This window comes from Micromonospora sp. DT68 (assembly GCF_049847245.1).
GTDB classification, from domain to species: domain Bacteria; phylum Actinomycetota; class Actinomycetes; order Mycobacteriales; family Micromonosporaceae; genus Micromonospora; species Micromonospora profundi.
The window spans coordinates 100,062-119,477 of the sequence record NZ_JBNCNZ010000013.1; the positions used below are offsets into that span (position 1 = coordinate 100,062).

The 19,416-nt window shown below is 70.1% G+C and carries 20 protein-coding genes; 4 read left to right on the forward strand and 16 right to left on the reverse strand.

Annotation, left to right across the window (positions count from 1 at the left end; all coding sequences use genetic code 11):
- Positions 1 to 173: 173 nt before the first annotated feature.
- The 3 genes from ACPXB1_RS22320 to hrcA all read right to left on the reverse strand — a co-directional run bounded on the left by ACPXB1_RS22320 (position 174) and on the right by hrcA (position 3,151).
- Positions 174 to 908, reverse strand: a complete 735-nt coding sequence (locus ACPXB1_RS22320) for a 16S rRNA (uracil(1498)-N(3))-methyltransferase (protein ID WP_355596006.1) — start codon at positions 906 to 908, stop codon at positions 174 to 176.
- 1 nt (position 909) lies between these two features.
- Positions 910 to 2,055 (reverse strand): molecular chaperone DnaJ, encoded by a 1,146-nt coding sequence (dnaJ, locus tag ACPXB1_RS22325; protein WP_197281542.1) that lies wholly within the window; start codon positions 2,053 to 2,055, stop codon positions 910 to 912.
- A 73-nt stretch (positions 2,056 to 2,128) separates the two neighbouring features.
- Complete coding sequence (gene hrcA / locus ACPXB1_RS22330) at positions 2,129 to 3,151, reverse strand: heat-inducible transcriptional repressor HrcA (RefSeq protein WP_355596004.1); 1,023 nt, start codon at positions 3,149 to 3,151, stop codon at positions 2,129 to 2,131.
- A gap of 213 nt (positions 3,152 to 3,364) precedes the next feature.
- Between hrcA and ACPXB1_RS22335 the strand changes: the two genes are divergently transcribed.
- Complete coding sequence (locus ACPXB1_RS22335; RefSeq protein WP_355596002.1) at positions 3,365 to 4,039, forward strand: DUF4870 domain-containing protein; 675 nt, start codon at positions 3,365 to 3,367, stop codon at positions 4,037 to 4,039.
- Between the two features lie 63 nt (positions 4,040 to 4,102).
- Here the strand turns inward: ACPXB1_RS22335 and hemW are convergent, their stop codons facing one another.
- The gene (gene hemW / locus ACPXB1_RS22340; protein ID WP_355596176.1) at positions 4,103 to 5,326 is read right to left on the reverse strand and encodes a radical SAM family heme chaperone HemW; all 1,224 of its coding nucleotides are present in this window, start codon (positions 5,324 to 5,326) and stop codon (positions 4,103 to 4,105) included.
- Positions 5,327 to 5,345: 19 nt separating this feature from the next.
- Here hemW and ACPXB1_RS22345 point away from each other — a divergent pair, with 19 nt between their 5' ends.
- From ACPXB1_RS22345 to ACPXB1_RS22355, 3 genes are all read left to right on the forward strand, one after another.
- Positions 5,346 to 6,131 carry an enoyl-CoA hydratase family protein gene (locus tag ACPXB1_RS22345; protein ID WP_355596000.1) on the forward strand — a complete coding sequence of 262 codons (786 nt, stop codon included), beginning with the start codon at positions 5,346 to 5,348 and terminating at the stop codon, positions 6,129 to 6,131.
- A 131-nt stretch (positions 6,132 to 6,262) separates the two neighbouring features.
- Entirely contained in the window at positions 6,263 to 7,117 is an 855-nt protein-coding gene (locus tag ACPXB1_RS22350) for a hypothetical protein (RefSeq protein ID WP_355595998.1), read from the forward strand.
- Between the two features lie 221 nt (positions 7,118 to 7,338).
- On the forward strand, positions 7,339 to 8,241 hold the full coding sequence (locus ACPXB1_RS22355) for a phytanoyl-CoA dioxygenase family protein (protein WP_053656093.1): 903 nt from the start codon (positions 7,339 to 7,341) through the stop codon (positions 8,239 to 8,241).
- Between the two features lie 140 nt (positions 8,242 to 8,381).
- Here the strand turns inward: ACPXB1_RS22355 and ACPXB1_RS22360 are convergent, their stop codons facing one another.
- The 12 genes from ACPXB1_RS22360 to ACPXB1_RS22415 form a co-directional block, all read right to left on the reverse strand.
- A complete protein-coding gene (locus ACPXB1_RS22360; protein ID WP_425735742.1) occupies positions 8,382 to 9,179 on the reverse strand; it encodes an ABC transporter permease in 798 nt (265 codons plus the stop codon).
- Positions 9,179 to 10,099 (reverse strand): ABC transporter ATP-binding protein, encoded by a 921-nt coding sequence (locus tag ACPXB1_RS22365; RefSeq protein ID WP_355595994.1) that lies wholly within the window; start codon positions 10,097 to 10,099, stop codon positions 9,179 to 9,181. The genes ACPXB1_RS22360 and ACPXB1_RS22365 overlap by 1 nt, the downstream gene beginning before the upstream one ends.
- Positions 10,096 to 10,467 (reverse strand): hypothetical protein, encoded by a 372-nt coding sequence (locus ACPXB1_RS22370; RefSeq protein ID WP_167943050.1) that lies wholly within the window; start codon positions 10,465 to 10,467, stop codon positions 10,096 to 10,098. Before ACPXB1_RS22370 ends, ACPXB1_RS22365 begins: the two co-directional genes overlap by 4 nt.
- A complete protein-coding gene (locus ACPXB1_RS22375; RefSeq protein WP_355596174.1) occupies positions 10,467 to 11,090 on the reverse strand; it encodes a helix-turn-helix domain-containing protein in 624 nt (207 codons plus the stop codon). Before ACPXB1_RS22375 ends, ACPXB1_RS22370 begins: the two co-directional genes overlap by 1 nt.
- Positions 11,091 to 11,183: 93 nt before the next feature.
- A complete protein-coding gene (locus ACPXB1_RS22380) occupies positions 11,184 to 11,825 on the reverse strand; it encodes an MOSC domain-containing protein (protein WP_355595992.1) in 642 nt (213 codons plus the stop codon).
- 47 nt (positions 11,826 to 11,872) lie between these two features.
- A complete protein-coding gene (locus tag ACPXB1_RS22385) occupies positions 11,873 to 12,703 on the reverse strand; it encodes a carbohydrate ABC transporter permease (RefSeq protein WP_355595990.1) in 831 nt (276 codons plus the stop codon).
- Positions 12,700 to 13,686, reverse strand: a complete 987-nt coding sequence (locus ACPXB1_RS22390) for a carbohydrate ABC transporter permease (protein WP_355595988.1) — start codon at positions 13,684 to 13,686, stop codon at positions 12,700 to 12,702. Before ACPXB1_RS22390 ends, ACPXB1_RS22385 begins: the two co-directional genes overlap by 4 nt.
- Positions 13,683 to 14,969 (reverse strand): sugar ABC transporter substrate-binding protein, encoded by a 1,287-nt coding sequence (locus ACPXB1_RS22395; RefSeq protein WP_355595986.1) that lies wholly within the window; start codon positions 14,967 to 14,969, stop codon positions 13,683 to 13,685. Before ACPXB1_RS22395 ends, ACPXB1_RS22390 begins: the two co-directional genes overlap by 4 nt.
- Before the next feature lie 220 nt (positions 14,970 to 15,189).
- Positions 15,190 to 15,474, reverse strand: a complete 285-nt coding sequence (locus ACPXB1_RS22400) for a GlsB/YeaQ/YmgE family stress response membrane protein (protein ID WP_355595984.1) — start codon at positions 15,472 to 15,474, stop codon at positions 15,190 to 15,192.
- Between the two features lie 652 nt (positions 15,475 to 16,126).
- Entirely contained in the window at positions 16,127 to 16,411 is a 285-nt protein-coding gene (locus tag ACPXB1_RS22405) for a GlsB/YeaQ/YmgE family stress response membrane protein (protein ID WP_355598000.1), read from the reverse strand.
- Between the two features lie 418 nt (positions 16,412 to 16,829).
- Positions 16,830 to 18,707 (reverse strand): translation elongation factor 4, encoded by a 1,878-nt coding sequence (gene lepA, locus ACPXB1_RS22410; protein ID WP_355598002.1) that lies wholly within the window; start codon positions 18,705 to 18,707, stop codon positions 16,830 to 16,832.
- A gap of 116 nt (positions 18,708 to 18,823) precedes the next feature.
- Entirely contained in the window at positions 18,824 to 19,360 is a 537-nt protein-coding gene (locus tag ACPXB1_RS22415; protein WP_355598003.1) for a DUF4240 domain-containing protein, read from the reverse strand.
- Between the last annotated feature and the right edge of the window lie 56 nt (positions 19,361 to 19,416).

Here is a 19,416-nt window from a genome sequence, read left to right on the forward strand (position 1 = left end):
ACACTCAAGGGCCGAAACTGTTGCGTCAGTTGAAGCAGAGCAAAGGACACTGACCGCACCTGGTCGGGCGACCGCCGGGAACAGGAACAGGGACAAGTGGGCGGGGCCGGGGTCGGGGCGAGAGCCGAGGCCGGGTCGAGGTCGGGGTCGGCCCACTGCGGCGGGAGGTGGGGCTACCAGCGGCCGAGGCGGGTGGCGAGCACGCTGAGCGCTGCCACGCCTGCGGTGGAGGTGCGCAGGACCTCGACACCGAGCCGTACCGGTCGGCCGCCGGCTGCCCGGAACGCTGTCAGCTCGGCCGAATCGATGCCGCCCTCCGGGCCGACGACAAGCACGATCTCCCCGATGCTTGGCAGGTCGGCGGTCGAGAGCCGTTCCTCGGCCTCCTCGTGCAGGACGAACCCGGCGGCGGCACCGGCGATCCGGCGGGCCACCGTCGCTGTGGACTCGTCCGGCGCCCCGGCCACGACCGGCAGCCAGGGTCGGCGTGCCTGCTTGGCAGCCTCCCGCGCGGTGGCCACCCACTTCTCCCGGGCGCGTACGCCTCGGTCGCCGCGCCACTGGGTCACCGAGCGGGACGCCGCCCAGGGCACGATCTCGTCCACACCGACCTCGGTCATCGCCTGCACGGCCAGCTCACCTCGGTCGCCCTTGGCGATGCCCTGCACTGTCACCAGCCGGGGTACGGGCGCGTCCGCGTACCCCCGGGAGGTGATGGTGACCTCCAGGGCGCCCCTGCCGACGGCGGTGACCACGGCGGCGGCCGTGCCGCCCCGGCCGTCGGCGAGCAGCAACTCCTCGCCGACGCGCAGCCGCTGCACCGTGGCGGCGTGGTGCCCCTCCGGGCCGTCCAGGATCAACGCGTCGCCGGTGGGCAGCGCCTCGACCAGGAACAGCGGCGCGGACACCTCAGGCGTGCCCGTTGAACGCGTCGCGCATCCGGGAGAAGAAGCCGCCCTGCTTGGTCAGCTCGGCGACCTCCTCGCCACGGGTCTTGGCGAAGTCGCGAAGCATCCGCTCCTGGTCCGGGTCGAGCTTGGTCGGCGTCCGGACGTCGAGGTGCACGTACAGGTCGCCCCTGCCGGTGCCGCGCAGGTGCGGCACACCTCGGGCGCGCAGCCGCAGCGTGCTGGCCGGCTGGGTGCCGGCCTTGACGTCGACGGTCTCCTCGCTGTCGAGGGTCTTGATGGTGAGGCGGGTGCCCAGCGCCGCGGCGGTCATCGGCACGGTGACCCGGCAGTGCAGGTCGTCACCCTTGCGCGAGTAGACGTCGTGGGGCCTCTCGTGGATCTCGACGTAGAGGTCGCCGGCGGTGCCGCCACCCGGGCCGACCTCCCCCTGCTGGGCGAGGCGGATCCGCATGCCGTCCTCGACGCCGGCCGGGATCTTGACGGTCAGCGAGCGTCGGGTACGCACCCGGCCGTCGCCGGCGCAGGTGGGGCAGGGGTGCGGGATCGTGGTGCCGTAGCCCTGGCAGACGGTGCACGGGCGGGCCGACACCACCTGGCCGAGGAAGGTGCGCTGCACCGACTGCACCTCGCCCCGACCGGCGCACGCCTCACAGGTGGCCAGGTGGGTGCCGGCTGCCGTGCCGGCGCCCGAGCAGGTGGTGCAGAGCACAGCCGTGTCGACGGTGATCGGGGCCTCGACGCCGAACGCCGTCTCGTGCAGGTCCAGTTCGAGTCGCAGGATCGCGTCGGAGCCCGGACGGGTCCGTGGGCGGGGGCCACGGGCGCCGCCCGCCGCGCCGCCGAAGAACGCGTCCATGATGTCCTGGAATCCGACGAACGGGCCGGCCCCGCCCGGGCCGCCCGGACCGCCGGCGCCACCGCCGCCCGGGGCGAGCGGGTCGCCGCCCAGGTCGACGATCTGCCGCTTGCGGTCGTCCGAGAGGACCTCGTACGCGGCGTTGATGTCCTTGAACTTCTCCTGAGCCTCCGGGTCCGGATTGACGTCCGGGTGGAACTGGCGCGCCAACTTGCGGTAGGCGCGCTTGATCTCATCATCGGAGGCTTCCCGGCTGACACCGAGGATGCCGTAGTAGTCCCTGGCCACTGCGTTCCGTGTCCTCATGTTCGTCTCGCGTTGCGCCGACCGGCGGCCGCAGCCGGCCGTCGGCCCTGACTTGTCAGTTCTGGGCCAGCAGCTCGCCCACGTAGCGTGCCACGGCGCGCACCGTGGCGATGGTGCCGGGGTAGTCCATCCGGGTCGGCCCCAGCACCCCGAGGCCGCCGACAATTGTGCTGCCCGGGCCGTATCCGGTGCTCACCACCGAGGCGGCGCGCAGGTTGTCGAACTCGTTCTCGTCGCCGATCAGCACCCGGGTCGTGCTCGGCTCGGTCTCGCCGATGAGCTTGAGCAGCACGACCTCCTCTTCCAGGGCTTCGAGGATCGGCCTCAGTGAGCCCTGGAAGTCGAGCAGGCCGCCCCGGGTGAGGTTTGCGGTGCCGGCCAGCGCGATGCGTTCCTCGTGCCGTTCGACGAGCGTCTCCAGCAGGACGGAGGCGAGTGTGGTCATGGCCGGGCGCAGCGTGGCCGGCACCTCCTCGACCAGCGCCTGCACCAGCGGCGGGGTGTCGGACAGCCGCTCGCCGGCGAGCTTCTCGTTGATCATGCGGCGCAGGTCGGTGACGTCGTCGGCGGGCACCGGGCCGGGCAGCTCCACCAGCCGCTGCTCGACACGGCCGGTGTCGGCGATCATGACAAGCATGAGTCGGGTGGTGGAGATCGGCACCAGTTCCAGGTGCCGCACCGAGGAGCGGGCCAGGCTCGGGTACTGCACGACGGCCACCTGGCGGGTCAGCTGGGCGAGCAGCCGGACTGTGCGGTGCACCACGTCGTCGAGGTCGACAGCACCCACCAGGAACCGCTCGATGGCCCTGCGCTCGGCCGGGCTGAGCGGCTTGACGCGGGACAGCCTGTCGACGAAGAGCCGGTAGCCGCGGTCGGTGGGCACCCGGCCGGCGCTTGTGTGCGGCTGCCGGATGTAGCCCTCTTCCTCCAGCACGGCCATGTCGTTGCGGACCGTGGCCGGGGAGACACCGAGCTGGTGACGCTCGACAAGCGCCTTGCTGCCGACCGGCTCCTGGGTGGAGACGTAGTCCTCGACGATGGCGCGGAGCACGGCGAGCTTCCGGTCGTCCAGACCCATCCTCCGCACCTCCTGTCGCGCGTCGGCCACCGACCCGAACGGGGCCGGCGGGCCGCTTGGCACTCGACTGTAACGAGTGCCAGTCTACGTCGGCGCGCCCGCCGACGCGATGATCAAGGTCGCCGCTGTTCGTTCCTCGTTGCCCGTTCAGCCGGGTCGGGCTCGGCGGTGTCGCTCTGGTGTGGCGTTGCCAACCACCCCTACCGTGACACCATGACTGAACCACCTCGCCCACCCGGTGCGGGAGACCCTGGCGGCTACCCGCCGGAGCCGACCTCACCGGCAGGCTCGCCCTACTCGGCCGAGCCACCCACCGCACCACTGTCCGGGGCACCTGGCTCGGGCGGCTATCCCCCGGCCGGCGGGTATCCGCCGCCCACCGGTGACCAACCGCCGTCAGGTGGCTACCCTCCGCCTGGTGGATATCCCCCGCCGGGCGACTACCCCCCAGGTGGCGGCTATCCCCCGCCCGGTGGCTACCCGCCGGGTGGCCCCACTGGCGGCTATCCGACGGGCGGCGCCTACGGCGGCCCCGGCGGCGGCTACGCCAACAACGAGGACAAGACCTGGGCGCTTGTCGCGCACTTCGGCGGCGCCGCCGGCGCGCTGATCAGCTTCGGTCCGCTGGGCTTCGTGGCCCCGCTCATCGCCTACCTGGTCCGCGGCAACCAGTCGCCGACCGTGCGGGCGCAGGCCCTGGCCGCGCTCAACTTCCAGATCCTCTGGTCGATCATCGCGTTCGTGCTGCTCTTCGTGAGCTGGTGCCTGCTCTTCCTGCCCAGCGTCGCGGTAGTGGTGATCCAGATCCTGTTCGGAATCATCGCCGGCATGAAGGCCAACGAGGGCGCGTCCTACCGCTACCCGATGTCGGCCACCTTCATCAAGTGACCCGGGCCGGCCGCTCCCCCGGCCGGTCCGGCGCACGTCGCCGGTCGGGGGCGGCGCGTCGGTTCAGGGCAGCAGGTCGCGGACCACGGCGTCGGCGAGCAGCCGGCCGCGCAGGGTGAGCACCGCCCGCCCGGCCGCGTAGTCGTCGGCGGCCAGCAGGCCGTCGGCGAGCGCCCGATCGGCGCCGGCCCGGCCGGCGACGTCGAGCACCGCCAGCGGCAGGCCGCTTGCCAGCCGCAGCCGCAGCATCACGTCCTCCATGTGCGCCTCGTCGGCGGTGAGCACCTCACGGGCCAGGCCCGGTGACGCGCCTGCGGCCAGCCGCTGGGCGTACGTCGTGGGGTGCTTCACGTTCCACCAACGCACCCCGCCGACGTGGCTGTGCGCTCCGGGCCCGAGCCCCCACCAGTCCGCGCCGGTCCAGTACAGCAGGTTGTGCCGGCACCGGGCGTCGTCGGTGCGGGCCCAGTTGGACACCTCGTACCAGGACAGGCCGGCCGCGTCGAGGGCTGCCTCCGCTGCCAGGTAGCGGTCCGCGGCCACGTCGTCACTGGGGTACGCCAGCTCGCCGCGTCGCATCCGGGCGGCCAGTCGGGTGCCGTCCTCCACGATCAGGGCGTACGCGCTGACGTGGTCCACCCCGGCGGCCACGACCTGTTCCAGCGAGGCGGCGAAGTCCTCGGCCCGCTCCCCCGGCGTGCCGTAGATCAGGTCCAGGTTGACGTGCTCGAAACCGGCGTCGCGCGCTTCCAGGGCGGCGGCGGTCGCCCGGCCGGCGCTGTGTTTGCGGTCCAGGATCGCCAGCACGCCCGGGGAGGCGGACTGCATGCCCAGCGAGATCCGGGTGTAGCCGGCGTTGCGCAGCAGCTTCAACGATTCCGGGGTGACCGATTCGGGGTTGGCCTCGGTGGTCACCTCGGCGTCGGCGGCCAGCCCCCAGGTGCTGTCGATGCCGTCCAGGATGCGGGCCAGGTCGTCGGCGGGCAGCAGGGTTGGCGTGCCGCCGCCGACGAAGACCGTGTCGACGCGGGGCGGCGGGCTGTCGCCGAGCACCCGGGCGGCGAGCGCCAACTCGGCGAGCACAGTGTCGGCGTACCCCTCACGGCTGGCCCCTCCGCCCAACTCGGCGGCCGTGTACGTGTTGAAGTCGCAGTAGCCGCAGCGACTGGCGCAGAACGGGACGTGCACGTACACGCCGAAACCGCGCGCGCCGACAGCGCTGGTGGCGGTGGCGGGCAGCGATCCGTCGACGGGGACGGTCTCACCATCTGGAAGGACGCCGGGCATGGCCACTAGTGTGCCCGGCATGACCTCTCCCGACGTCCTCGTGCGGGTCGCCACGGCCCATGGGGTGACCACCCTCACCCTCGACAGTCCGCACAACCGCAACGCGCTCTCCACGGCCCTGATGACCCAGTTGCTGACCGGCCTCGCCGACGCGGTCGCCGACGACACGGTTCGGGTGATCGTGCTCGACCACACCGGCCCGGTCTTCTGCTCCGGAGCGGATCTCAAGGAGACCGCCATGGCGTACGCCAGCGGGACGGTGCCTGCGGCGATGCTCGGCGATGTGCTCACCGCCCTGTGGGAGTGCCCGAAGCCGGTGCTGGCTAAGGTCGCCGGGCCGGCCCGGGCGGGCGGGCTGGGTCTGATCGCGGCCGCCGACCTTGCGGTGTGCGCCGAGGAGGCGACGTTCGCCTTCACCGAGGTGCGGATCGGCGTGATCCCTGCGGTGATCTCGGCAACCGTGCTGCCCCGGCTGCACCCGCGTGCCGCCGCCGAGCTGTACCTGACCGGCGACACCTTCGACGGCCGGCGGGCCGCCGAGATCGGTCTGGTCACGGCCGCCGTGCCGGCCGACGGTCTCGACGCGTCGGTGGCCCGCTACTGCGACTCGCTCGTGCGCGGCGCGCCCCGGGCGCTGGCCGGGGCGAAGGATCTGCTGCGCCGGCCGGGCACCGCCGAGCTGCGCGACGAACTGGCCCGCCTCTCCGCCCTGTCGACAGGCTTCTTCCTCTCCGACGAGGGACGCGAGGGGATCATGGCCTTCCGGGAGAAGCGGGACGCCGCCTGGGTGCCGGCCGCCGAGTAGCGGTTTGTCCTGGTGAAAGCGGGGAACGTCACTTCGACCTTCCCCGCTTTTCGGGGCGGGAACCGGTCGGACGACCCGGACGGCGTCAACGGGGACGTACGCTTGTCGGACTGTCGAATCTGGGGGTGTGAGTGCGGACTCGGGCAGCCGTGTCGGGTGGTGTGGTGCTCATCCTCGTCGCCGTGATCGCGATCTGGGTCGTGGTCCGGCAGGCCGGGGATCGGCTCCGGCTGCCGCTGGCGGGCCGGACCTGCACGGTCCAGGCCGACGGCCGGGTCGTGCTTGATGCCGACCAGATGGCCAACGCGGCGACGATCGCGGCGATCGGCGCCCAGCGCGGTATGCCCGAGCGGGCCGTGGTGGTCGCGCTGGCAACCGCGTACCAGGAGTCGGGGTTGCGCAACCTCGCCGACGGTGACCGCGACTCGGTGGGCCTGTTCCAGCAGCGCCCGAGTCAGGGCTGGGGCACTCCGGCACAGATCCGGGACCAGCGTTACGCGGCGAACCGCTTCTACGCGGCGCTGAAGAAGGTGCGCGGCTGGGAGGAGATGCGGGTCACCGACGCCGCCCAGCGGGTGCAGCGCTCGGCGTTTCCCGAGGCGTACCAGAAGTGGGCCGACGAGTCCGAGGTGCTCAGCAAGGCGCTGCTCGGCGACGCCACGAGCGCTGTGGCCTGCACTGTGGGGCGTACCCCGGTGATGTTCGGCGCGGCGGCGGCCGCGCAGCTGACCCGCAACCTGGTGCTGGACTGGGGGTTGAAGGGGATCGACCCGACCGACCCGACCGGGCTGGCGGTGACGGCGGGCGACCAGCGTGACGGCTGGCGGTACGCGCACTGGCTGGTGTCGCACGCCCAGGACCACGGCGTGAAGCGGGTCCGTTTCGGCGACCAGGAGTGGACGGCCCGAAACGGCACCTGGGGTCAGGTGTCCGGTGAGCAGGGCCCTACCGGTCAGGTAGTGGCCGAGGTGTTCACCGAGGGGTGAGTTCCCGGATCTCTTTACCGGCAGTGACCGCACAATCGGGCAAATACTTGCAAACCCCGTTGCCGACGACACGAATGTGACTCTCGGCACGCACCTCGCTGCATGCCGTCCGGGCACCGGGCCACTTCCCACCGCTCGCCCTCCCACCGCCGGGACGCCCGCGTTACGATCGGCGGCCTGTGCCAGAAACAGATTCACCTCATGGGGAGGGGTACGACGCGGTGTTCGATTACGGCGACCGGACCGGCTACGAACCGATCAGCGACACTGACCGCAAGGAGTTCCATGAGCAGGGGTTTCTCCTGCTGCGCAACGTCCTGACGGAGGACCACCGGGCGGCGCTGGAGGCGGCTGTCGACCGCGTCTACGCGGAGGAGCAGGCAAAGGGCACCACCAAGAAGGACGGCACCCTGCACCTGCTGGGCTTCCTGGAGCGCGACGAGCTGTTCGGTGAGCTGCTCACCCACCCGATCGCCTTCCCGTACATGTGGGGACTGGCCGGCTGGAACATCTACACCCACCACAACCACCTGGACGTCACCCCGCCGGCCGCCGAGCCGGAGAAGCCGTACTGGGGTTGGCACCAGGACGGGTACCGCCAGAACTCCGACCCGGAGACGATGGACCCGAACCTGCCCCGGCCGATGTTCTCGCTCAAGGTCGCGTACGTGCTGTCCGACCTCTCCGAGACCGGTCGCGGCGCCACCAAGGTCATCCCGGGTAGCCACCTGTGGAACTCGCTGGACCGGCCCAAGGACCTCAGCGTGCACAACCCCGACCCGGAGGGCACGGTGGAGATCACCGCCAACCCGGGCGACGCCTTCATCTTCGACCGCCGGCAGTGGCACTCGCGGTCGACGAACCTGTCGACGATCACCCGCAAGATGCTGTTCGTCGGCTACACCTACCGGTGGATCCGTCCGCTTGACGAGCTGCACCCCGACGTGAACGGCGAGTGGTACCAGAACCGCACCCCCGTGCAGCGCCAGCTGATCGGCGAGGGCACCCACACCGCCAACTACTGGGGCATCAACTGGGACGGATACGTCGACGACGAGATCCCGCTGCGCAAGGAGCTCAAGGAGCGCGGCCTGCTCGACCGCAGCGTCCCCTGGCTCCGCTGACGATGTAAGGAAGGGCCCCCTGTTATCGCTTTTTGCATAACAGGGGGCCCTTCCTAACAACTGCGGCTGAGAACGGCCTCCGGGAGACCAGGGGTCCACCCCGTCATCCTGTTCTCATCGGCGTGTCGTCCCGGGGACGGTCAGCTGACGTCCCGGCGCAGCGGGAGCAGCACGGCGATCGCCGCGGCGAGCACCGCGTACGCGGTGAGCAGGAGAGCGCCCGCCGTCGGTGGGAGCAGGTGGACGGCGCCGCTGCCGAGTTCCGCGGAGATGGCGTCGGCGACGTATGTGAAGTCGGTGAGCGCGGCGGTGGCTCCGCCGGGCAGGACCGGGTACAGCGTGTTGATGCCCGGGATCATCATCAGCACCGGCTCCCCCACGTACAGATAGCCGACCACGACGCACAGCGCCGCGATCTGGTGGTGGACGAGGGCGCCCACCCCAGCCCCGAGGAGCAGGTAGACCACCATCGCGACGGCGATGCGGCCGAGCAGCGCCAGCACGGTGGTGACCGGCAGACCGAGTGGGACGCCGCGGGCGGCGGCGACGGCGAACAGCGCCACCGCGGCGGTGCCCGCGAGGACGAGCCCATAGGCGAGACCGACGACCGCGTACGTGGCGAGTTTGGCGGCGAGCACCCGCCCACGGCGCGGAGCGAACAGGAAGGTGACAGCGGCGGTGCGGTGTCGGTACTCGGAGGTGGCCGCAAGGGCCCCGGCCGCGGCCGGCACGAAGGCGGTGTAGCCGAGGATGCCGAGAATCGCGCGGAGACCGGCCTCGGTGTCCAGACCGGGCATCGGCGGGTCGAAGTTCTCCGGCCCCACCAGCGCCATGGCCCCGAACATGCCGCCGCCCAGCGCAGCGGCGGCGAGCAGCAGGCCACCCCACATCCGGGTGGCCAGAAGCCTGCGGAACTCCGCTCTGATCAGGAGATTCATCAGATGGCCGCCTTGTCCCTGGTGAGATCGAGGAAGAGTTCTTCGAGACCGGTGGTCTCGACGACCAGCTCGTGCACCCGAACATGATGGGCCGCGGCGAGGTCGGCGACGCCCGGCGCGTCCAGCCCGCGTACCCGCAGCCGGTCGGGCCCGACGGCTTCGACATGCGGTGCCGTGCCGCCGTTGGGCGGGTGGGCCGCCAGAACGGCGACGAGCGCGTCCGCGTCGGGTGAGGTGATCAGCACCGCTGGCGGACCGGCGAGCCGGGAACAGGGCCCGGCGGCGACGAGTTCGCCGCGCCGGATCACCACCACGTCATCCACGAGCTGCTGGATCTCGCCGAGCGCATGGCTGGAGATCAGGACGGTGCGGCCCTGGTCGGCGAACTGGCGCAGGAAGCCGCGCAGCCACGACACGCCTGCCGGGTCCAGGCCGTTGCCGGGCTCGTCCAGCAGCAGGACGCGGGGGTCGCCGAGCAACGCCGTGGCGAGGTTGAGCCGCTGCCGCATGCCCGTGGAGAATCCCCGGGTACGACGGTGCGCAGCCTCGGCGAGGCCGAGCAGGTCGAGCAGGTCGGTGACGCGGCTGTCCGGGTATCCGCCCATCGCGGCGTAGACGCGCAGGTGGTCGCGGGCGGTGTGTCCAGGGTGGAACGCGTTGCCGTCGAACACCGCGCCCACCGTGCGCGACGGCCGGGCCAGTTGACCGTACGGCTGCCCGCCGATCGTGGCGGTGCCACTGCTCGGCGACACCAGCCCGGTCATCATGCGCATCGTGGTGGTCTTGCCGGCGCCGTTCGGGCCGAGGAAGCCGGTGATCACGCCGGGTCGCACGGTGAAGCTCAGATCATTGACAGCAGTGACGTCACCGTATCGCTTCGTCAGGCACGACACCTCGATCGCGAGGTGGTCGCCGGTCACGCGCGGGCCGCCATGGCACGCGTGATCGTCTCCACGAGGCCCGGCGCGGCCGGCCCGGAGAGCACGACCTCGTCGAACTCGCCGCCGGCCGCCGCCCGGTCCAGGACGAGGTGCAGCCCTGGTTCCGCCCGTCGGGCCGCCACGAGCTGTCGGGGACCGCCGTACAGGCCCCACACTCCGATCTTGGCGAAGCCGGACACCACATATCCCCGGCGGGCGCCACGGGCCAGACGCAGAGGGTTGTCCGCCAGGGCGACCTTCCGCACCGCGGTGAGGGGCAGCGCGAACCACTCCCGCCCGACCCAGACCCGCTCCCATCCGGTGAACCGAATGTCGATCACATCGTTGGTCACCATTACCGATGCCATCAGTCATCCCCTGTCGTCGTGTCGGAGTCGTCCGTCGGCGCCGGTGCGCGCCTTTCGTCCGTCGGCGCCGCTGCGCGCCTGTCGGCCGTCGGCGGATCGGTGGGCAGCAGAACGGTCGCCAACAGTCGCGGTATTCGTTCGCCGCCGGGCTGGTGGGCGAGCAACGGACCCACCAGAGCGTTGAGACCGGCGGCGAACTCGCCCAGTTCGGCGTCGGTCAGGTGCAGCACGAGTTGCTGGTAGCCCACACCGTCGGCGTTGAAGTCGATCCGCTCCCGGCTGAGATAGCGGGAGAACTCCGACAGCAGACTCGACATGAACGCCGTGAAGTAACGCGCGTGGTCCTCCCGCGTAGCCGTGGCGAGGGCCGCGGGGTCGAGCGTCGCGCCGCGCGCGGGCAACGCGTACACCCGCTCGACGGCACCGCGCACCCTGCGTTCATCGATCACCTCGACCAGCCCGGCCTTGACCAGGATCGCCAGGTGCCGGTACATCGTGGCCTGCGGGACATCGGGCAGCAGCTCAAGCAGGCCCTGTGTGGTCAGACGTGTGCCCGCGACCGCGCGCAGGATCCGGATTCGCACGGGGTGCAGTGCCAGGTCCGCCCAGCGTTCTCTCGCCATCTCCACGGCCACACGTTATCACTACTGATAATGATAATGAAGGAGCGTCATCGTCCAAATGGCCTCCGAACAGCGGCCGGCTCCGGCGGGACGTCAGCTGCGGGTGGCGAGACGGCGGCGGACCTTGTCCAGGATCGACTCCGGCAGGTCGTCCGCGTCGAGCAGGCGGGGCAGCAGCTCCGGCTCCAGGCTTGTCGCCCGGAACACCTCGCCGATCGTCACGCCGTGCGCGGGCCGCTCCACCACCTCGACCGGGTCGCCGGCGCCCACCTCACCGTCGCGCAGCACCCGCAGGTACGCCCCCGGGCTGGCCCGGACGGTGAAGCGCCGGATCAGATCCGGTACGCCCCAGAATCCGGCGAAGGTGGTGCAGGGCGTCCGAGGCTTGGTGACCTGAAGCAGGGCGGAGCCGATCTGCCACTTCTCGCCGATCACGGCACCTGTCACGTCGACCGCGTACGTGGACAGGTTCTCACCGAAGCCACCCGGCCCGATGGCACGGCCCAGCTCCGCCGCCCACCACGCGGCGTCCTCCTCGGCGTAGGCGTAGACCGCCTGGTCGGGGCCACCGTGATGGGCCCGCTCGGCGATGAAGTCGCCGGCCACCCCGTCGACGCTTATCAACACCGGCCCGTCGACCGGCCGCTTGTCGATGCCGCTGCGACCGCTCGCGTCGCCGGCCCACTTCGCCTCGGTCACGATGCCGAGGTTCACCGCTGCCACCCTGCCCGTCATGGCCGCCAGCCTAGTGGCGGCCAGCCGCGGCCGACTTCCGCGCGGGGTCAGCCCTTGACGGCCCCGGCCACCAGGCCGGAGACCATCCGCCGCTGCACCAGCAGGAAGAAGATGATGACCGGCAGGGTGAACAGGGTGGAGGCGGCCATGACCGGACCCCAGTTCGTGTCGTCCCGACCGAAGAAGAACGTCATCGCCACCGGCAGCGTGTAGCGGCTCTGGTCGTTGATGAACGTCAACGCGAAGATCAGCTCGTTCCACGCGGTGATGAACGAGAAGATGCTGGTGGCCACCAGGCCGGGCGCGACGAGCGGAAACAGCACAAGGCGGAACGTCTGTGCCCGGCTGGCCCCGTCGATGGCCGCCGCCTCCTCCAACTCCTTGGGCACCGCCGCCACGAACCCGCGCAGCATCCAGACCGCGAACGGCAGTGAGAAGCCCAGGTACGTGAGGATCAGGCTGGGCAGCGTGTTGTAGAGCCCGAGCCGCTGAATCATCAGGAAGAGCGGGATGACGAGCGCCTCCAGCGGGATCATCTGCACCACCAGCAGCATGATCAGGAAGCTGGTCCGCAGCTTGAACCGGAAGCGGGCCACCGCCGTCGCGGCGAGCAGGGCGACCAGACCGCTGAGCACCACGGTCGCGACGGCCACAAGCGCGCTGTTGAGGAAGAAGTCGAGGAAGCTCACGCCGGGGATGAGGTTGCCGGTGAGGATCTCCCGGTAGTGCGCAAGCGTCGGATGAGCCGGCACCGGCTGCGGGGTGGACGAGAAGATCTCGCTGCTCGGCTTGAGCGATGTGGAGATCATCCAGTAGACCGGGAAGGCCGCGAAGAGCGCGACAAGCAACCCGGCGCCGTTCAGGGCGATCTTCTTCACGACTCGTCCTCCTGCCTGAGCACCATCCGTACGTAGAAGCCGGTGACGACGAGCAGGATCAGCGTGAGGATCACCGCGATGGCCGCGCCGAGGCCGTACTTCGGCGGCGGCGAGAACGCCTCGGCGTACGAGTAGATGGAGAGCATGAACGTCGGCCGGTCCTGGGTGCCGCCGGCCAACACGAACTGCTGGGTGAAGACCTTGAAGTCCCAGATGGTGGAGAGCACGATCAGGATCCCGAAGACCGGGCGCAGCAACGGGAACGTGATCTTCCAGAAGACCCGCCACGGGCTCGCGCCGTCCACCCGGGCCGCCTCGTGCAGCTCACTCGGCACGCTCTTCAGGCCGGCGAGCACGCTCACCGCGATGAACGGGAACGAGTGCCAGACCACCACGAGGGTGAGGATGGCGAAGAACAGCAGCGGCGAGTTGAACCAGCCGTAGCCGGTCCAGTCGCTGCGGCCGAACAGGGCGTTGGAGAGCCCGTCCGGCAGCGCGTTGAACAGCCAGGTGACCAGGCCACTCGTGTCGTCGAAAATCCACTTCCAGACGATCGTGCCGGTCAGCGCCGGGGTGGCCCAGGCGAGCATCACGCAACTGGCGACGAAGGTGGCCATCTTGCGGCCCAGCCGGTTGAGCAGGAGGCCGACAAGGGTGCCGAGGACCATCGTGAGGAACACGTTGGCCGCCGCGAACAGGACGGTGTTGCGCAGCACCGTCAGGAAGAACGGATCGGTGAGGATCTCGGTGTAGTTGCCGAGACCCACCCAGGGCCACTCCCGGTCGCCGCGCAACTGTCGCACGCTGTTGAGCCGGTAGAAGGACATCGTCACCACCTGGCCGAGCGGCCAGAGCAGCAACACCCCGATGATCACCAGGGCGGGCAGGAGCAGCAGGTAGGGCAGGCGGTCCACAGGGCGACGCCGCCGCGCGGGGGTCTCCCGCGCGGCGGACGTCTGCGAGGTCTTCGTCAGGACGCTCACTTGCTGTTGAGGATGCCTTCCATCTCGGCGGCCGCGTCGGCGGTGGCCTTCTCGACCGTCTTCTGGCCCTTCATGACCGAGCTGTTCATCGCCTGGGTCACCGTCTTGGTCCGGCTGACCTCCACCCATTTCGGGGTGAGCGGCGTGAGCTTGGTGTTCTGCATGGTGGTGGCGAACGCGGCCATCACCTTGTCGTTGGCGTACGTGTCACCGGCGACCAGATCCTGGTAGACGGGGAAGAAGCCGAGGCTGCTCGCGAAGCTCTGCGCGTTCTTCTTGTTGAGCAGCACTGTCAGGTAGTCCCAGGCCAGGTCCTGACGCTCGCTGTCCTTCCAGATCGCCACGTCCGAGCCACCGGCGAACGCGGGCGCGGCCTTGCCGTCCGGGCCGGGGATCGGGAACGTACCCCAGACCTTCTCGATCTCGGGGTTGTCCTTCTTGATGGCGGCCTGCTGCCAGCTGCCGGCGAAGGCCATCGCGGCCTTGCCGGTGGCGAACTGGGTACGCGCGTCGATCTCGTTCCAGCCGGCCGCGGCCGGTGGGGCAACCTTGTGCACAGTCACCAGGTCGGTCCAGAACTTGACAGCCCGCTGCGCCTCGGGAGTGGTGTAACCGGACTTCCAGGCGCCGCCCTGGTTGCTGGCGATCTCGCCACCGGCACCCCAGAGGAAGGAGTAGAAGGGCAGCTCGGAGTTGCCCGGCAGGGCGATGCCGTACGTGCCCTTCTTCTTCGCCTGCACGGCCTTGGCCACGCTGACCAGGTCGTCCCAGGTCTTCGGCGGCTGCACGCCCGCCTCGGCGAACCAGTCGGTGCGGTAGTAGACCGCCCGGACGCCCGCGTACCAGGGCACGCCGTACTGCTTGCCGTCGAGCTGCGCGTTCTTCACGAGGTCGGGCAGCAGGTCCTTGCCCTCTGCCCAGCCGCCCATCCGGCCGCTGACGTCGGCGAGCGCCTCCTGGGCAGCCCAGCCCTGGGTCTCGGTGTTGCCCAACTCGGTGATGTCCGGTCCTTCACCGCCGGCGAGCGCCGCCTGGAACTTCTTGGGCGCTTCGAGCCAGGGGATGTACTGCACCACCACGTCGGTGTCGGGGTGCTTCTGCCGGAACTCCGCCTCGACCGAGTCGAGGAAGGCGTTCTGCGCGTCGCCGCCCTCGCCCATCATCCATACCGTGAGCTTGCTGTCGTCGGCCGCCTCTTCGCCGGAGCCTCCGCAGCCGGTCAGCACCATCGCGACCGAGGCCACCACGGCGGTGACCGGGGCCAGCCGTTTCCACCTGTTCACGCCACTTCTCCCTCGCGCCGCCTGGAACTAACCTTCTCCGCCGCACCTTAGTACGAAGAATTCCTTTACGACAGTGGGCAGACCGGCGAAGCGTGGCGACGGTACCGCAGCACATCGACGGGCAGGGCCGTGGCACCGGGTCGAACTCGGGCACTCCACCACGAAAGAACGCCCGGCCGCGGGCCGGGCGTTCTTTCGTAGTACGGCTGATGCGAGGTTGTTACCGGGTGACGCTGCGGCGGCGACCCACGCCGGCGACAAGCGCGACGGCGATGGCAGCCACGACGACCTGCACCAGCAGTTCGGTCCAGTCCACACCGGCGGTCTCGGTCGCGATACCCATCGCCCGCGCCAGCACCGTACCCAGCAGGGCCGCGCCGATGCCGATCAGCAGGTGCAGCCAGATCGGCATGTTCTGCCGGCCCGGGACGACCAGACGGCCGAGCGCTCCGACGATGAGACCAACAACGATGGCGGTGATGATGCCCCACACGGTGAGCTCCACGGTCGCCCTCCTTCTAAGAATGTCCGACACACAATGTGTGTGTGCTTCCTGTCGTGACCGCTAAGTTCCCGACCGCCCGAAATCCCAAACCGACTTCGATACCGAGACGATCACGAATTGGTAGACATGGGCGGCGTTCGCCGACATGATCGGCCGCCGCGACGCATTGGCCGAGGTCATGACCGTGACCCGTCGACCTCGTCAACCTCGCCGACCTCGACGGCACGCTGGGACGCTGGGACGCTGGGACGCTGGGACGCTGGGACGCTGGGACGCTGGATCAACGACCGGTCCGAGGACGCCGCCGTCGGGACGGACATAACGGCCGCTACGACCCCGGCAACCGACACAACTGGACGTGATCGACTCGGCTTCACTGAAACCGGGGTATCACCGCGACCCGGACACCCCGATATCAAGGAACCCGAGTCGATCAACCCGAAAACGGCGGTGGGCGGCGGGGCGCTGGGCCCGCGGCGGGGCCACAGCGGGCGCCGGCCCGCGAGGGGCGCCCGCCCAGAGCGGGCGCGGGCCCGCGGTGAGCGCCCGCCCGCGGCGGGCGCTCACTTTTGTTGCGACGAACGCCGATGGGCGCCCGACCTGTTGGTCGGGCGCCCATCGAAGGTTGCGGCGGTACGGGGTGGTGCTGGTGTTACCGGGTCACGCGGCGGCGACCACCCACACCGGCGACCAGCGCGACGGCGATGGCCGCGACGACGACCTGCACCAGCAGCTCGCCCCAGTCCACACCAGCGGTCTCGGTCGCGATGCCGATCGCCCGCGCCAGCACCGTACCCAGCAGGGCCGCGCCGATACCGATCAGCAGGTGCAGCCAGATCGGCATGTTCTGCCGGCCCGGAACGACCAGACGGCCCAGCGCGCCGACGATGAGACCAACAACGATGGCGGTGATGATGCCCCACACGGTGAGCTCCACGGTCGCCCTCCTTCAAAGGAACGTCTGACACACAATGTGTGCTTCCTGTCGTGACCGCTAAGTTCCCGACCCGTGGAAAAGCCAAACCGACTCACCGGGAAACAAGTGGCAGACGTCAATGCAGCAGGCGTGCGTCGGTTGGGCTGGGAGCGCGTCCACGCAGCTCACCAGCCCTGCGACCGGTCACCGACCGCCTACCGGCGGCCCGAAAAAATTCTCCGTCAGCCCGGGCCCACCCGGCACCCGGGTCGACATCCGAGCCACGCTGCCGGCCCGGACGCAGCCCACCGCGCGGGATCTGGTGGCCGCCGAGCCGGCGCCGGGCACCCGAGAGCCACGCCGGACGCACGGCGCCTGTTGAACAAGAGCCTTGCGCCCGGAACCCGCCGTTCAGCCCCCGCTCGGGCGGAGGCCGGGGTTACTTCTTGCCGGCGGCCTTGCCGTCGCCGGAGTCGGAGGACAGCGCGGCGATGAAGGCCTCCTGCGGCACCTCGACCCGGCCGACCATCTTCATCCGCTTCTTGCCTTCCTTCTGCTTCTCCAGCAGCTTGCGCTTGCGGCTGATGTCACCGCCGTAGCACTTGGCGAGCACGTCCTTGCGGATCGCGCGGATGGTCTCCCGGGCGATGACCCGACTGCCGATGGCCGCCTGGATGGGCACCTCGAACTGCTGGCGCGGGATCAGGGTACGCAGCTTGGCGGCGATGGTGACGCCGTAGTTGTACGCCTTGTCCTTGTGCACGATGGCGCTGAACGCGTCCACCGGCTCACCGTGCAGGAGGATGTCGACCTTGACCAGGTCGGACGCCTGCTCGCCGGAGGGCTCGTAGTCGAGCGAGGCGTAGCCCTTGGTCCGGCTCTTCAACTGGTCGAAGAAGTCGTAGATGATCTCGGCGAGGGGCAGCGTGTAGCGCAGTTCCACCCGGTCGGCGGAGAGGTAGTCCATGCCGAGCAGGCTGCCGCGCCGGCCCTGGCAGAGTTCCATCACCGCGCCCACGTAGTCGTTAGGGGTCAGCACTGTGGCCCGGACCACCGGCTCGTACACCTCGGCGATCTTGCCGGTGGGGTACTCGCTGGGGTTGGTCACGACGATTTCCTCGCCGTCGTCCTGGATGGCCCGGTAGACCACGTTGGGCGCGGTGGAGATCAGGTCGAGGTTGTACTCACGCTCCAGCCGCTCCCGGATGATCTCCAGGTGGAGCAGGCCGAGGAAGCCGCAGCGGAAACCGAAGCCGAGCGCGCCGGAGGTCTCCGGCTCGTAGTCCAGCGCGGCGTCGTTGAGCTTGAGCTTGTCCAGTGCTTCACGCAGGTTGGGGTAGTCGGAGCCGTCGATCGGATAGAGACCGGAGTAGACCATCGGCTTCGGGTCCTTGTAGCCACCCAACGGCTCGGCGGCCGGCCGGCTGTTGATGGTGACAGTGTCACCGACCCGGGACTGCCGGACGTCCTTCACACCGGTGATCAGGTAGCCGACCTCGCCGACGCCGAGCGCCTCGGCCTTGACCATCTCGGGTGAGATGACGCCGATCTCCAGCAACTCGTGCACCGCGCCGGTGGACATCATCTTGATCCGGTCCCGGGCGCTGATCCGGCCGTCGATGACCCGGACGTAGGTGACCACGCCACGGTAGACGTCGTACACCGAGTCGAAGATCATGGCCCGGGCGGGCGCCTCGGCCTCGCCGACCGGCGGGATGAACTGCCGGACGATCTCGTCGAGCAGGTACGGCACGCCCTCGCCGGTCTTGCCGGAGACCCGGATGCAGTCGGCGGGGTCGCCGCCGATCAGGTGGGCAAGCTCCTCGGCGTACTTCTCCGGCTGGGCGGCCGGGAGGTCGATCTTGTTGAGCACCGGGATGATGCGCAGGTCGTTCTCGAGCGCCAGGTAGAGGTTGGCAAGGGTCTGCGCCTCGATGCCCTGCGCGGCGTCGACAAGCAGCACGGCCCCCTCGCAGGCGGCCAGCGACCGGGACACCTCGTAGGTGAAGTCGACGTGCCCCGGGGTGTCGATCATGTTGAGCACGGCCTGCTCGCCGGCGCGCTCGCCCTCACGGATGGTCCACGGCATCCGGACGGCCTGGCTCTTGATGGTGATGCCGCGCTCGCGCTCGATGTCCATCCGGTCCAGGTACTGGGCGCGCATCTGCCGGGGGTCGACCACACCGGTGAGCTGCAACATCCGGTCGGCCAGTGTCGACTTCCCGTGGTCGATGTGGGCGATGATGCCGAAGTTCCGGATGCGACCAGGGTCGGTGGCACCAGGAGCGTTCGCGCCGGGATCGAGCTTCGGTGGCACAGCGGTCCGTTCTGGTCGGCTGACGTGAACAGGCCGGCGCGCCGCCGACCCCCTCTATGTTCCCACGCCGCCGGGGTACGCCCGCTGTGCGGGCGATGGATCGCTCCGAGAACCCCTCACTCCAGAGGCGGCTCGACGAAGAGCGCGGCCAGCCGGGGCAGCCTGCGGCGGGCCTCCTCCTCGTCGTCGAAGTCCCAGAAGTCGTTGAGATCCGGGGTACGCACCGGGTCGCGGTCCGCGGGAAGTTCGGTCGCCGTGGCCTTGCGGTACGCGTCCCAGGGCACCGACAGCATCTGCTCGGCGGAGAATTCCTCGCCGCTGAGCGAGGCGGCCCGCACCTGCGGCAGCTCCGCCAGCGAGTCCGGGTCGGTGACCGCGCGGGCGAAGACCGCCCGCCCCTGGGTCATCAGCCAGCCCCGGAAGTGCTCGAAGCCCTCCGCCGAGGCACCACCGTTGATCAGGTACGCCGCACCCCACAGGTCCGCCTTGTGCGAGGCGGCAAGCACCCTCGTCTGGTGGCGCGCGTACCCGATGATGTCCTCCGGGTCGCGCTTGGCGAGCAGGGCGACGGCTCGCGCGGCGACCGGGCCGGGCTCTCCCCCGCCACCGGCGCGGGCCTCGTCGATCAGCTGCCAGAAGTCCTCGGTCCTCATGGTTTGGCAGTCTGGCAGTGTCGCCGCGCGTCGCGCACGTACCCCGGGGCAGCATG

What these genes read in the sequence shown, in the direction of transcription:
- hemW (WP_355596176.1), bottom strand. Translation starts at nt 5,326, where the DNA reads ATGCCCGGCGTCCTTCCAGATGGTGAGACCGTCCCCGTCGACGGATCG.
- ACPXB1_RS22375 (WP_355596174.1), bottom strand. Translation starts at nt 11,090, where the DNA reads ATGGCGAGAGAACGCTGGGCGGACCTGGCACTGCACCCCGTGCGAATC.
- ACPXB1_RS22345 (WP_355596000.1), top strand. Translation starts at nt 5,346, where the DNA reads ATGACCTCTCCCGACGTCCTCGTGCGGGTCGCCACGGCCCATGGGGTG.
- ACPXB1_RS22380 (WP_355595992.1), bottom strand. Translation starts at nt 11,825, where the DNA reads ATGACGGGCAGGGTGGCAGCGGTGAACCTCGGCATCGTGACCGAGGCG.
- ACPXB1_RS22415 (WP_355598003.1), bottom strand. Translation starts at nt 19,360, where the DNA reads ATGAGGACCGAGGACTTCTGGCAGCTGATCGACGAGGCCCGCGCCGGT.
- hrcA (WP_355596004.1), bottom strand. Translation starts at nt 3,151, where the DNA reads ATGGGTCTGGACGACCGGAAGCTCGCCGTGCTCCGCGCCATCGTCGAG.
- ACPXB1_RS22370 (WP_167943050.1), bottom strand. Translation starts at nt 10,467, where the DNA reads ATGGCATCGGTAATGGTGACCAACGATGTGATCGACATTCGGTTCACC.
- ACPXB1_RS22360 (WP_425735742.1), bottom strand. Translation starts at nt 9,179, where the DNA reads ATGAATCTCCTGATCAGAGCGGAGTTCCGCAGGCTTCTGGCCACCCGG.
- ACPXB1_RS22335 (WP_355596002.1), top strand. Translation starts at nt 3,365, where the DNA reads ATGACTGAACCACCTCGCCCACCCGGTGCGGGAGACCCTGGCGGCTAC.